This is a genomic window from Ohessyouella blattaphilus (assembly GCF_024721265.1).
Lineage (GTDB): Bacteria > Bacillota > Clostridia > Lachnospirales > Lachnospiraceae > Aequitasia > Aequitasia blattaphilus_A.
On sequence record NZ_JAMXOC010000005.1, the window covers coordinates 1 to 12,822 of the forward strand.

Here is a 12,822-nt window from a genome sequence, read left to right on the forward strand (position 1 = left end):
TCATAAATGATCGCTAGATAACGTTCGCCACAATGAATCGTCCAGTTCGCCATGTGTGATTGCAGTTTTAGCAATCGGTACTTGCACAATAGATGTTTGCTCTTCGGCATCGATACCATTTGCCAGATAAGCTTGTCGTACTTTCTTTAGTCGATAGTAATAATTTGCCTTTGTAATTCCGTTAGCGTCGCACCAATCCTCAACGGTCACCTTATAAGGGCGATTGTTACAATCTTTAATCTGCTCGGCCCATTCCTGCAAACGGTATTGGCGAGCAATCATTGCTTCTGATTTTAACATAGACTGTTCTCCTTGTAGTCGGTCTAAAAAGTTAAGTTTCAACTATTTAGACTTAGTATTAAAAGTTCAGTCTATTGTCTCAAATATATACAAAACTGGCTAGGTACCGACTATGGAGCATTTACATACAATTGCCGATTATTTTGTATAACTTACTTTATTTTATATAATTTATCATAAATACACCTACTGTTCTTAGTAAATATGCTCATACCTTTTTAGATAAAAAGGAGCTACCATCACATCGGGTAGCTCCTAGTCTAGTCAAAATCATATGAAATTACTCACCAAATATTTCCATAAAATCCTTTACATTTTTCATAGCATCGCCCTTAAAGACCGCCGAGCCGGCCACGATTACATTAGCACCTGCGGCTAGGACTTCTTCAATGTTGTGAAGATAGATGCCACCATCCACTTCAATATCTATCTGGCGCGCATTCTTTTCCATTATTTCTCGCGCTTCTTTAATCCGCTCCAAGCTTTCTGGAATAAAGGACTGGCCGCCAAAGCCAGGCTCAACTGTCATTATCAGAAGCATATCGATATCCGTTAAGAACTCTTCAATGACTGTAACTGGCGTTCCTGGTTTAATAGATACGCCTACTTTCTTACCGACTGCTCTGATTTTAGCAATGGTTTCCTTAAGATTCTCGCAGGCCTCATAGTGAACCGTAATAATGTCCGCGCCAGCACTAGCAAAATCTTCTACGTAGCGAATTGGCTCCTGAATCATTAGATGTACATCCATCACTTGATCGGTATACTTTTTGATTGACTGTAACACAGGCATTCCAAAGGAAATACTTGGTACAAATAAGCCGTCCATCACATCAAAGTGAAGGTAGGCGGCACCGGCAGCGCTGGTTTTTTCGATTTCCTCTTTCAGGTAACCGAAATCCGCTGCCAAGATTGATGGTGATAATATTTTTTTCATTTCTTCCTCCAACGTATATTAAGTGTTGTCCACATTATACCAGTTTCTGTCTTGTACGCAAGACGTACTTCCCGTTTTTTGTCTTGCTAATAAGACAAAAAACACCCTAGGATCTTTCGTAGGCAATAAGCCGCGTCTCCTAGGGTATTTTTATACTATATTTACTTCTTTTGCTTTAGATAAGCTTCTCTTCCTTCTTCGTAGAGGTTATTTCCTTCGGTATCGATAATTACCACTAAAGGCATGTCTTCTACGTAGAGTTCCCGGAGCGCTTCCGCACCGAGATCCTCGTAAGCTACAAGTTCAGCTTTTTTAATACTCTTTGCCAGTAATGCGCCGGCACCGCCAATGGCACCAAAGTATACACCGTTGTATTTTTTCATCGCCTCTATGACTTCTGGAAGTCTTGCGCCTTTACCAATCATGCCTCTAGCGCCTACGCTCATCATCGTGGGGGCGTAAGCATCCATTCGCCCACTAGTGGTGGGGCCTGCCGAACCGATAACTTGGCCTGGCTTGGCTGGTGTTGGTCCAACGTAATAAATCGTAGCGTCTTGAGGGTTAAAAGGAAGTTCTTCGCCTCGCTCTAGGGCTTCACACATCCGTTTGTGACCCGCATCTCTTGAGGTGTAGATGGTTCCTGTTAGATAAACCGTATCCCCAGCTCGCAAAGTTTTTGCTTTTTCTTCCGTTAAGGGTAATTGAATATGCTTTTCCATTAGATCACCTCCGACGCATGTCTCGTTACGTGACAGTTGATATTAACAGCACAAGGCATGCCCGCAATATGAGTTGGCATGGTTTCGATATTAAGACCGATCGCCGTGGTCTTGCCGCCAAAGCCTTGAGGGCCTATTCCCAGTTCATTGACTTTATCTAGCATTTCCACTTCTAGATCCGCGTAATAAGGATCCGGATTTGCCGTATCAATCGGGCGCATCAAAGCTTTCTTTGCTAAAAGAGCGGCTTTATCAAATGTACCGCCAATCCCTACACCCACTACCATGGGAGGGCAAGGGTTCGGGCCAGCCGTTTCCACCACTTCAAGGATAAAGTCTTTAATTCCCTGTAAGCCGGCGGAGGGTTTAAACATCCGAATCATACTCATATTCTCGCTACCGAAGCCTTTCGGTCCCACGGTAACATTGATTTTGTCACCAGGAACGATTTCCGTATAAATCATCGCTGGGGTGTTATCGCCGGTGTTGCCACGGCGTACTGGATCTTTTACCACCGATTTACGGAGATACCCTTTATCGTACCCTCTTCTTACACCTTCGTTGATGGCTTCACTTAGGTCGCCACCAGTGATATGAACATCTTGGCCAATTTCTAAGAAAACACAGGCCATTCCTGTATCCTGACAAATCGGTACATTTTGTGCATCGGCAATCTCGTAGTTCTCGACGATTTGGTCTAAGACGCCTTTGGCAATATCCCAGTCTTCTCTAGAGCGGCAACATTCAATGGCGTTTTTCACATCCCCTGGAAGATGTTCATTGGCTTTAATACAAAGTGTTTCTACTACCTCTGTAATCTGACTTGCATTAATCTCTCGCATAGCTATTCCCTCTTATCTTTCGTGACGAGCATACCGCGGAAGCAAAAGTGGTGATACGTCATCGGTCTGAACCTGGGCTTCCTTAAGTTCCTCTTCATATGCTTGCAAATGATCGAGATTTAAGTTGCCAAGTGTAACCTCACCAGCTTTTTTCGCTGCTGCCTTACCCGCATTTCTACCGAATACTATTATATCTAATAAGGAGTTCCCCATCAATCGATTTCTTCCGTGAATACCGCCTACGGCTTCACCGGCTACTAAAAGGTTATCTAGAGCTGCGACAAAACCGTCACCGTTAATCTCTAGACCGCCGTTTTGGTAGTGAAGGGTAGGGTAGATTAAAATCGGCTCTTTACGCATATCGATGTCGTAGTTCATAAACATCCGTAGCATCGCCGGAATCCGCTTTTCAATGGTGCCCTCGCCCCCTAGCATTTCAATCATCGGCGTATCTAGCCAGATACCTTTGCCAATCGGCGTATCGATGCCTTTGCCATTAGCGCTACATTCGCGAATAATCGAAGCTGCTGAGACATCTCTCGTTTCAAGAGGGTGCATAAATGCTTCCCCTTCGCTATTTACCAGCATCGCTCCCAGTGAACGAACTTTTTCCGTTACTAGGGCGCCAAAAATCTGGGCCGGATAGGCTGCACCTGTAGGGTGATACTGAATGGTGTCCTGATAAAGAAGCGGTGCCCCGGCACGATACCCCATTACCAGACCATCGGCAGTAGCGCCGTAGTGATTAGAGGTGGGGAAGTCCTGATAGTGCAAGCGTCCAGCACCACCAGTAGCGATCACTACTGTCTTTGCCCGAGCTATGCAAAAGTCTCCCGTCTCCATATTTAGAAGAACGGCTCCTGCCACTTGGCCTTTATCGTCTTTTAAAAGCTCAATCGCTGAGGTAAACTCTACCACCGGGATCCCTAAGTTTAACACTTCGTCGCGAAGTGTCCGCATAATCTCTGCGCCTGAGTAGTCCTTACAAGCGTGCATCCGTTTTCTAGACGTACCGCCGCCGTGGGTAGTAACCATGTTACCTTCTGAGTCTTTATCGAACATAACCCCCAGCTCATTTAACCATTCAATGGCATCTGGTGCTTCCATAACCAGTCTTTTAAGAAGTTCTGGACGGGCGGCAAAGTGTCCGCCACCGAAAGCATCAAGGTAGTGCTGAACTGGTGAGTCATTCTCTTTGTCGGCCGCTTGGATACCACCTTCTGCCATCATCGTGTTGGCATCACCGATCCGTAGCTTCGTTACCATCATCACATTAGCGCCAGCTTCTTTGGCTTCAATCGCCGCCGAAGAACCGGCACCGCCACCACCGATTACGAGAACGTCCACATCGTAATCCACTTGGTTTAAATCGATCTTTTCGTTCAAAATACGACTATTGGAATGGAGGAGCTTACCTAGCTCTACGGGAATCTTTTGACCTTTGTTGGGACCTACTTTGATTTCCACAAAGCCTTCTTCCCGGTAATCTGGGTGAAACCCTTTTAAAAGCTCTTCTTTTTCCTCCGCGCTCATCCGCCGAGGCTCATTCTCCATCCGCTGCTGACGCGTCTCTTCAACCTTTTTGATTGATTTTTGCATTTCTTCTGTATACATCCTCGGTCCCCCTACTTTTCGATCTCTCTGCTATTGTAAAGTTCCTTCATCTCCGTAATCGGCTTTTCCATAATCTGCTCAATCAGTGAGTCAAACTCGCCGTGGATCACTTCTTCCACCCGCTTTTTCAGGTGCTCAGATTCGGGAGCGATATACTTACCGGTTAGGCGTCTCGCCAGCACACCTACCATGGGATGAGAAATTCCCGCCGGGCATCTGGTAGAGCAACAGCCACAGCCCACACAGTCAAAAGAAGCTTCTGCACATTTCTCGAACTCACCTCTCTGGGCGTAGGCGATGTACTGCATAACGTCCAAATCCTGGGTACAAGCCTTGGTACAGGCATTACAGCCGATACAGCTATAAATTTCCGGATATAGCTCCATCATGATTTGCTCAGTAGGCTTAATCTTCTCAATATCGTAGGTTCTTTTATCCGTTGGGAAAAAGGGAATACTGGCAACGTACATCCCTTCTTCTACCTGGGTCTGACAGGCGAGACACGTCTTTAATTCGTTCTTTCCTTTTACCCGGTAAATAGTGGCACAGGCTCCACAAAATCCGTGACGACAACCACAGCCCCGATTCAGAGTATATCCTGAATATTCCATGGCGGTCATAATGGTCAAGTCTGCAGGAACACTATATTTTTTTCCGTAAAAATAAACGTTTACCATTTCTTGCATTTTCTCTCCAATCCTTTCTAATACTCGTCAGGCATGCTATCTACTTCGTCACAGCGGAAAACTGGTCCGTCTTTACACACGTATTTGTCACCGATATTACAACGCCCGCATTTACCCACGCCGCACTTCATCCGCAGCTCTAAAGTCGTATACACCTGTTCCTTACTAAATCCTAGCTCTTCTAACGACTGGAGAACGAATTTAATCATAATCGGCGGTCCGCACACAAGGGCAGTTTTATCCGCAGAGAATCCCAGTTCCTTTAGGTAGGTAGGGACGAAGCCAACATTGCCATCCCAACCTTCTTGCTCTCTGTCGATGGTCAAATGGACGTTAACGCCTTCTGTCTTCATCCATACTTCTTGAATCTCTTTTAGCTGTACCAGATCATCCGCCGAACGGGAACCGTAGAGAATATCTACTTTGCCGTAGTTTTCCCGGTTATCCAGCACGTAGTTAATCACCGAGCGTAGAGGAGCCAGTCCAATACCACCTGCGATAAAGAGCAGATCTTTGCCCTTTAATTCTGTCTCTACTGGGAAATTATTCCCATAAGGACCGCGCACGGCGATTTCATCGCCTACCTCTAAGCCGTGAAGGTAATCCGTTAGGACTCCGCATTTTTTAATACTAAATTCCTGAAATTCGGTGTTGGTCGGAGAAGAAGTGATGGAGAACATCCCTTCGCTAATTCCCGGAGCGCAAACCATGGCACATTGACCTGGCATGTGCTCAAAAAGCTTGCCGCCGTCTGGGGCATTGACCCGAAAAGTCTTCACATCCGGAGTTTCTTGCCTGATATCGGTAATCACGCCAATCTGAGGAATCAAAGTATCTAAAGTATAATCTTTTTTACATGTACATTCACTCACTTTACCTACTCTCCTTTCTCCTCAAATTTCTTAATTACTTTAACGATATTAAGGGACGACGGACATTTGCCGACGCAGCGGCCACAGCCCACACAAGAATACATCCCCTCGTTATTGGTAGGGAAATACACCAATTTATGCATAAATCTTTGACGGAATCTCTGCATCTGGGTCGTTCTATTATTTCCATGAGCCATCATGGTAAAATCTGAATACATACAGGAATCCCAGCAGCGATACCGGTGCACGTTGCTTCCCGTATTATAATCCTTGATGTCATAACACTGACAAGTGGGACAGATAAAGGTACACGTTCCACAGGCTAGACAAGAATCTGCTAAGTTTTCCCAAACTGGTGAGTCAAACTTCTCATCGGTCATGCCAGCACCCCAGCCTTTTAAAGAAAGGTCTGCATAAGGAAGTTTCTCCACAATTTCCTGAGTCGCTTTTTTCATCGCCTCTACTTTTTCTTCATCGCCATCGGTAAAGAGCTCACTTATTTTCGCCGTCAGCGCAACTCCCTTTTCACTAACTGGTTGCCAGTAAAGCGCGTCTTTATCTAACCAAGTCTGGATGTCACCACCTGGCGTCGTGCAGTCGATATCAAAGACCTTGCAAAAGCAAGTTTCCTCTGGTTCACTACAGGCCATCGTAATGATCGTACCGTGCTCTCTTCTTGCCTTGTAATAGTTGTCCACCGGATCACTTAAGAAGACTTTATCTAGCACTTCTACGCCTCGGTAGTCACAGGCGCGCATACCGAAGATGACAAAGTCTTGCTCCTTTAAGGAGCCTAGCTCGATAGAAAGCTTCTTGCCGTCTTTCTTTACCGTATATAAATCCTCCCCTTGAGGGAAAAACGCATCTTTTGGCGACTTAACGGAGTTAAGGGCATCAAGACTGACTTCCGCTTCCTCACTCCACAGACCAAAGTTCACTTGATTACCACTGTTAATCGGCAGAATCAGCTCTTGTTCACTAGCTAATAGCTGGAATAATGCCGGTAATTTATCTCTTGCTATCTTATACATACATTATCCCCTTTCTACCGCTTCTTGTGGCTCTGCATCATCAAAGGTAAAGCTAGTAAGTGGCCCTACCGTTTCCGCATCCTCACCGGCTCTGAATTCACCGTATAATTCATCAATATCCTTGATAAACTTCCGGTTAAACAAATGGAGAGGAATGCCTTCTGGACAGACTCTTGAGCACTCGCCACAATCGGTACATCTGCCGGCTACGTGGAATGCCCGAATGATATGGAACATCTTTTCTTCAAAGGAATTGGCATTTAACTTCTGGGCGCTGTCGAATTTATCACTGTCAAACACACACTTCCGACAAGAACAAGCCGGACACACGTTACGACAGGCGTTGCAGCGGATACATTTGCTTAGCTCCTGCTGGAAAAAAGCAAATTTTTCTTCTGGAGACATCTTTTCAAGCATCTCCACTTCCTTAAATTTGTCTCGGTCACTGGTTTCTTTTGATTCGCCAATTAGCTCATCGTAAATCCGGTGCTCTTTTCCTTTGCATACGTGGCAGCGCTCAAGTAAGACGTCGCTGCGATTTAAGCTCTTATCACCATAAAGGGTTGCGATTTCTAGAGTATCACCGTTTGTGGTAATCTTCGTAATTCCCTTGACACCTTGTTCTTTGATTTTGGTGGTACTGAGTTTCCCGCTACAGCCCACACCAACAATATAAGCTTTCTCCCGGTCCACTCTATGTTCTTTTAAAAGCTGGTTGAAGCTATAGGTATCACAAGGCTTTAAGAAAACCAGGGTCTTCCCTTCCTTCTTCGCCGCTTCAATCATAAATTTGCTTAAATTAGCTGCGCAAAAGTCATCATAGATAAAGTCTGCTAGCTCTTCTTCGCTGGTAAAAAAAGCTGGTTCAGGATTATAGGAAAGGTCTCCTGCCTTCCAACCAAGCACCCGATTGATGCTTCCTGATGCTAATAGTTCTTTGCTTTTATTAATTAGTTCTTGCATCTGATATCCCCCAATCTCACATTTTCACCTAGAGAATGGATTTTCTTTGCAAAATCATTCATGGTTGTACTAAATTTCACACCTTCTGCAGCAGACACCCATTCCACTCGGGTACGACCGTTCTCCACACCGATGAAATCAAGCATAGAGAATAATAGGCTCATCCTTCTTCTGGTGTAGTAATTGCCCGTGGTGTAGTGGCAATCCCCAGGATGGCAACCACAGAGGATGACCCCATCGGCCCCTTTTTCAAAGGCCCGCAAAACGAACATGGGATTGACGCGGCAGGAACAAGGAACACGAATAATCTTTACGTCAGCTGGGTAAGCAAGGCGACTGCTACCGGCAAGATCGGCGCCGGCGTAGCTACACCAGTTACAACAAAAAGCCACAATTTTCGGTTTGAATTCTTTATTTTCTATCGACATATGGCATCTACCTCCGCTAAAATCTGTCTATTCGAGAATCCTTGTAAGTCCATCGCTCCTGAAGGGCAGGTTACGGTACAAGCGCCACAGCCCTGACAAAGAGCAGTATTCACAGCCGCCACTCGGCGATTCTCACGAATTCCGTGATCGTTAATTTCTTTTTCTTCATATGTAATCGCCCCGTAAGGACATACATTGGCACAGGTGGAGCAACCATTACAGAGAAGCTCGTCAGCCTTCGCCGTACAAGGATTGGTCATCAGCTTATCCTTTGCCAAAAGACCAATGGCTTTTACAGCGGCAGCGCCGGCTTGGGCTACCGTCTCCGGAATGTCTTTGGGCCCCTGGCATACACCGGATAAAAATACTCCGGCTGTAGGCGATTCTACCGGACGAAGCTTCGGGTGAGCTTCCGTTAAGAAGTCATTGGTATCGATACTAGCGGTTAGCATCGTCGCGATTTTTCTCACTCCCGCTTCCGGTTCGATGGCGGTAGCTAGGACCACCATATCTGCTTCTTTTAATATCTGGCGATTATCGAGAAGGTCAACGCCTTGTACCAACAGCTTGCCGTCAGCCTGTGGCATTACTTTTCCAACTTGACCTTTAATATAATTTACTTGGTACTCTTCTACAGCCCGGCGGTAGAATTCATCAAAATTCTTACCTGGGGTACGCACGTCGATGTAGAAGACGGTTACATTCACATCTGGGTATTTATCCCGAATCAGCATGGCGTGCTTGGCCGTATACATACAGCAGATCTTCGAGCAGTACTCTTTGCCCCTGCAGGTAACATCACGGGAACCTACACACTGAATAAAGACGATTTCTTTCGGTGCTTTGCCGTCGCTTAGTCTCTCTAAATGCCCTTTCGTTGGGCCGGCAGCGTTCATGACCCGCTCTAACTCTAAAGAGGTAATAACGTCTTTACTTTGGTTGTAGGCGTATTCGTCAAAATCATCTAGTTTAATCGTATCAAAACCGGTGGCAACCACGATTGCCCCGTAATTTTCCGTAATAATTTCATCTTGTTGCTCGTAATCAATCGCTCCTGCTTGACAGACCTTAGAGCAAACACCGCACTTTCCGGTTTTGAACATAATGCAGTTCTCTCTGTCAATTACCGGCACGTTAGGAATGGCCTGAGCAAAAGGTGTATAAATGGCACTTCTATTTTCTAAGCCCCGGTTAAACTCACTAGGCGTCTTTTTCATGGGACACTTTTCCGAACAAACACCGCAGCCGGTACACTTATCCATATCCACAGAACGAGCTTTTTTCTTAATATCTACGGTAAAGTCTCCCACAAAGCCACTGACTTTATCCACTTCACTGTAGGTATAAATATTTACCTTCTCATGAGCGGCCGCCTCTACCATCTTCGGAGTCAAAATACATGCCGAACAGTCTAGCGTCGGGAAGGTCTTATCAAGCTGTGACATTCTGCCACCGATACTAGGGGTCTTCTCCACAATGTCTACTTCATAACCGGCATCGGCAATATCAAGAGCCGTCTGAATACCGGCAATACCACCACCGATTACTAATGCCCTTTTCGTTACCCGGCTCTCCCCTGGCTCTAACGGCGCATTTAGATTCACCTTGGCAATAGCGGCTCTAGCGAGAATAACCGCCTTTTCCGTTCCTTCTTCAATATCCTTATGAATCCACGAACAGTGCTCGCGGATGTTAGCGATTTCCACCATGTAGGGGTTAATGCCCGCCCGCTTAGCGGCGTTACGGAAGGTGGTCTCGTGCATTCTCGGAGAACACGAACAGACAACAATCCCTGTTAGATTCTTGTCTTTTACCGCTTCTGCTATCTTCATTTGTCCGGCCTCGGAACACATATACTGGTAATCCTCGGCGTGAACCACCCCTGGCTCTAGCTTCGCATATTCTACTACTTTTTCCACGTCTACCGTCGCCGCAATATTACTGCCGCAATGACAGACAAATACTCCAATCCTTTGCACCCTTATTACCTCCTATATCTTCTAAATGCACTCACGAGTAATTGCTGAGGTAACTCAGGGTCTAATAGCTGGGTTACTTCTTCGGGACTTAGTAGCTCGGCCCCTCTTTTTCTTACTACCATTTGTCTTACCGTATCGATTAGGTTTCCTGGTTTTACGTCTCTTGGACAGCGTTCTACACAGGCAAAGCAGGTTAAGCACTGTTTAATCGATTCCGAGTTTAAAAGTGCTTCTAGATCGTCATTTAACACGTAAGATACAAACTGATGAGGTTTGATGTCCATCTCATTGAACGAGGGGCAGGATGCTGAACATTTTCCACATTTCATGCATTTATAGGGATTGACTCCGCTAATCGTCTTAACTTGTTCTTGCATTATCCTTCTACCTCCTCTTTTACTCCCAGCGCCTCCGCTAATAATTCTGTAAAATAATAGACCGGCATATCTACCTTGCTATTATTTTTATTTAGGTTATATAGACAAAGAGGACAGGCGGTAATGAGACTCTCAGCCTGGGCGCCCCCAGCAGACTCTACAATCTTCGTCACCATATCTTGCGTGCGCTCTTCTTCCTTTAACGAAATATAGCCTCCGCAACACTCGTTACGCAGGGGGTAAACCACTGGTGTGGCACCAATCGCCTTGATAAATTCCTCCATAATTGAGGGATTCTCGGCATTATCAAAAGCCATTACTTTACTAGGTCTTAACAGAAGACAGCCGTAATAGGCACCGATCTTTCTACCAGTCAATGGATTTACCACTTTTTCTTTAATCTTATCAAAGCCCACTTTATCCCTTAATAGCTCTAGGAAATGGATAACGCTGGTCTCGCCCTGATAAGGCTCTTCCAGTTCCATATAATTGTTGGCTCGCATCTGGATGTCGGATACGTTCGCCATGTCATCATTTACACGCTTGATAACGTGATGACAGGCCGAGCACATCGTCACTAGATCTTGTCCTTTTTCTTTGGCCGCGTTAAGCGCTCTGACCGACGAAAGCTTAGAGGCAATCTCATCCGTGGCGAGGGGGTAAACACCCCCGCAGCACTGCCATTCTTCTATTTCTTCTAGTTCTATGCCAAGAGCAATTGCAGCGCGCCTAGCATAGACATCTAAATCTTTTGCTTTTGTTTTCAGTGTACATCCCGGGTAATAACTATATGTCATACTTCCTCCTACCTTAGTCCCTTAGATTTCAATTCCGCTAATCACTTCTTTAAGAGCATTGGCACTGGCGTGCATCTTTTCCATCTCTTCGTCTGAAAGCTCTACCGGAACCTTTCCTTGAACGCCGTTTGGACCAACTAGTGTCAGCATGCTAAGACAGACATCTTCTACACCGTATTCACCATTCATCATGGTTGAAACCGTAGCAATCGAATCTGATGACGATAACAGCATGGCGCAAAGCTTCACGACTGACACGGCGATCGCATAGAATGTGGCTCCTTTATTAGCGATAATCTTTCCACCTGATTTTTGCACGTACTCCAGCATCCCCTCTTGATCCACCGGCTCTGCCTTCTTACCGTAGGCTTTCATAATCTTGGTGTAGTCATCAAAGTGAGCACCACCGATATCGGCACAAGACCAAGGGATAAATGAGGTATCGCCATGCTCACCGAAAACGTAGGCATGGATATTCTTCTGAGCTACTTCATAGTGCTGTGATAGACCAGTCCGCAGTCTAGCGGTATCGAGAAGGGTACCAGAACCGATAACCTGGTTCTCCGGTATACCAGATATTTTCGTAAATACGTACGTCATAATATCAACCGGATTACTAACGATTACGTATAAAGCCTTTGGGGCAACTTTAACAATCTCTGGAGCAATTCCCTTCATAATATTAACGTTTGTTTGGGTAAGTTCGATTCTCGTCTGCCCTGGTTTTCTGGCAATTCCCGAAGTAATTACTACGATATCGGAGTCTTTCGCATCCTCATACTCTCCCGCTACAATTGAAATCGGATCCCTAAAACACGTACCTTGAGCGATGTCTAGCACTTCGCCAGCTACCTTTTGCTTGTTGATATCGATCAACACAATCTCTGATGCCAAACTGTCCATTGATAGCGTATAGGCAATGGTCGCCCCTACACTTCCCGCTCCGATAATCGTAATTTTTCTACTCATAGCACCTTTTCCTCCTAAATTTTCGTTTATTTTTTAACGATTGCGTGGTAAAAAAAATGTTCCTTCCTAAAGAAGGGTTCGATTCACACTGTCCCTATTATTCCTCTTCGATAAAATTTTGTCAATAGGTTTTGCAAAAATAGATATATTTTTCACAGATTAGCCATGCAGAATTAAATATACTCGGTCTGGGGAGCTTGCTCACCAAAGACCAAGTATGTTTAATTCTATAGGGCGGAGCCCTTAAAGCGAGATGTAGCTGCCTCAGCAGCGCAGTCGAGCTGCATGGCCAATCTGTAGCTAATTAT

14 protein-coding genes are annotated in these 12,822 nt (G+C 45.4%); all 14 read right to left on the bottom strand.

All coding sequences use genetic code 11. The features are described from left to right. Window positions 1-300, bottom strand: a complete 300-nt coding sequence (locus tag NHH16_RS05010; RefSeq protein ID WP_262068491.1) for a hypothetical protein — start codon at window positions 298-300, stop codon at window positions 1-3. A gap of 280 nt (window positions 301-580) precedes the next feature. Beyond that, entirely contained in the window at window positions 581-1,237 is a 657-nt protein-coding gene (gene rpe / locus NHH16_RS05015; RefSeq protein WP_262068492.1) for a ribulose-phosphate 3-epimerase, read from the bottom strand. Between the two features lie 161 nt (window positions 1,238-1,398). Further along, window positions 1,399-1,956: a Fe-S-containing hydro-lyase gene (locus tag NHH16_RS05020; protein ID WP_262068493.1), complete on the bottom strand. Its 558-nt coding sequence runs from the start codon at window positions 1,954-1,956 to the stop codon at window positions 1,399-1,401. Next, window positions 1,956-2,798: a fumarate hydratase gene (locus tag NHH16_RS05025; RefSeq protein ID WP_262068494.1), complete on the bottom strand. Its 843-nt coding sequence runs from the start codon at window positions 2,796-2,798 to the stop codon at window positions 1,956-1,958. Before NHH16_RS05025 ends, NHH16_RS05020 begins: the two co-directional genes overlap by 1 nt. Before the next feature lie 12 nt (window positions 2,799-2,810). After that, window positions 2,811-4,412, bottom strand: a complete 1,602-nt coding sequence (locus NHH16_RS05030) for an FAD-dependent oxidoreductase (protein WP_262068495.1) — start codon at window positions 4,410-4,412, stop codon at window positions 2,811-2,813. 11 nt (window positions 4,413-4,423) lie between these two features. After that, window positions 4,424-5,098, bottom strand: coding sequence for a 4Fe-4S dicluster domain-containing protein (locus NHH16_RS05035; protein ID WP_262068496.1), 675 nt, complete (start codon window positions 5,096-5,098; stop codon window positions 4,424-4,426). 17 nt (window positions 5,099-5,115) lie between these two features. Beyond that, a complete protein-coding gene (locus tag NHH16_RS05040) occupies window positions 5,116-5,970 on the bottom strand; it encodes an FAD/NAD(P)-binding protein (RefSeq protein ID WP_262068497.1) in 855 nt (284 codons plus the stop codon). 5 nt (window positions 5,971-5,975) lie between these two features. Then, the gene (locus NHH16_RS05045) at window positions 5,976-7,001 is read right to left on the bottom strand and encodes a 4Fe-4S dicluster domain-containing protein (RefSeq protein ID WP_262068498.1); all 1,026 of its coding nucleotides are present in this window, start codon (window positions 6,999-7,001) and stop codon (window positions 5,976-5,978) included. Window positions 7,002-7,004: 3 nt separating this feature from the next. Continuing rightward, window positions 7,005-7,964 carry a 4Fe-4S dicluster domain-containing protein gene (locus NHH16_RS05050; protein ID WP_262068499.1) on the bottom strand — a complete coding sequence of 320 codons (960 nt, stop codon included), beginning with the start codon at window positions 7,962-7,964 and terminating at the stop codon, window positions 7,005-7,007. Beyond that, window positions 7,952-8,392: a hydrogenase iron-sulfur subunit gene (locus tag NHH16_RS05055; protein WP_262068500.1), complete on the bottom strand. Its 441-nt coding sequence runs from the start codon at window positions 8,390-8,392 to the stop codon at window positions 7,952-7,954. The genes NHH16_RS05050 and NHH16_RS05055 overlap by 13 nt, the downstream gene beginning before the upstream one ends. Beyond that, window positions 8,383-10,371: a CoB--CoM heterodisulfide reductase iron-sulfur subunit A family protein gene (locus NHH16_RS05060; protein WP_262068501.1), complete on the bottom strand. Its 1,989-nt coding sequence runs from the start codon at window positions 10,369-10,371 to the stop codon at window positions 8,383-8,385. Before NHH16_RS05060 ends, NHH16_RS05055 begins: the two co-directional genes overlap by 10 nt. 5 nt (window positions 10,372-10,376) lie before the next feature. Beyond that, window positions 10,377-10,748 (bottom strand): 4Fe-4S dicluster domain-containing protein, encoded by a 372-nt coding sequence (locus NHH16_RS05065; RefSeq protein ID WP_262068502.1) that lies wholly within the window; start codon window positions 10,746-10,748, stop codon window positions 10,377-10,379. Continuing rightward, window positions 10,748-11,545, bottom strand: coding sequence for a CoB--CoM heterodisulfide reductase iron-sulfur subunit B family protein (locus tag NHH16_RS05070; protein ID WP_262068503.1), 798 nt, complete (start codon window positions 11,543-11,545; stop codon window positions 10,748-10,750). Before NHH16_RS05070 ends, NHH16_RS05065 begins: the two co-directional genes overlap by 1 nt. A 21-nt stretch (window positions 11,546-11,566) precedes the next feature. Beyond that, window positions 11,567-12,514 (bottom strand): L-lactate dehydrogenase, encoded by a 948-nt coding sequence (locus NHH16_RS05075; protein WP_262068504.1) that lies wholly within the window; start codon window positions 12,512-12,514, stop codon window positions 11,567-11,569. Between the last annotated feature and the right edge of the window lie 308 nt (window positions 12,515-12,822).

Bases quoted from the DNA above. Each gene is read 5' to 3' on its own strand.
- NHH16_RS05020 (WP_262068493.1), bottom strand. From the start codon at position 1,956: ATGGAAAAGCATATTCAATTACCCTTAACGGAAGAAAAAGCAAAAACT.
- NHH16_RS05050 (WP_262068499.1), bottom strand. From the start codon at position 7,964: ATGCAAGAACTAATTAATAAAAGCAAAGAACTATTAGCATCAGGAAGC.
- NHH16_RS05045 (WP_262068498.1), bottom strand. From the start codon at position 7,001: ATGTATAAGATAGCAAGAGATAAATTACCGGCATTATTCCAGCTATTA.
- NHH16_RS05055 (WP_262068500.1), bottom strand. From the start codon at position 8,392: ATGTCGATAGAAAATAAAGAATTCAAACCGAAAATTGTGGCTTTTTGT.
- NHH16_RS05075 (WP_262068504.1), bottom strand. From the start codon at position 12,514: ATGAGTAGAAAAATTACGATTATCGGAGCGGGAAGTGTAGGGGCGACC.
- NHH16_RS05035 (WP_262068496.1), bottom strand. From the start codon at position 5,098: ATGCAAGAAATGGTAAACGTTTATTTTTACGGAAAAAAATATAGTGTT.
- NHH16_RS05065 (WP_262068502.1), bottom strand. From the start codon at position 10,748: ATGCAAGAACAAGTTAAGACGATTAGCGGAGTCAATCCCTATAAATGC.
- NHH16_RS05030 (WP_262068495.1), bottom strand. From the start codon at position 4,412: ATGTATACAGAAGAAATGCAAAAATCAATCAAAAAGGTTGAAGAGACG.
- NHH16_RS05025 (WP_262068494.1), bottom strand. From the start codon at position 2,798: ATGCGAGAGATTAATGCAAGTCAGATTACAGAGGTAGTAGAAACACTT.
- NHH16_RS05070 (WP_262068503.1), bottom strand. From the start codon at position 11,545: ATGACATATAGTTATTACCCGGGATGTACACTGAAAACAAAAGCAAAA.
- NHH16_RS05010 (WP_262068491.1), bottom strand. From the start codon at position 300: ATGTTAAAATCAGAAGCAATGATTGCTCGCCAATACCGTTTGCAGGAA.
- rpe (WP_262068492.1), bottom strand. From the start codon at position 1,237: ATGAAAAAAATATTATCACCATCAATCTTGGCAGCGGATTTCGGTTAC.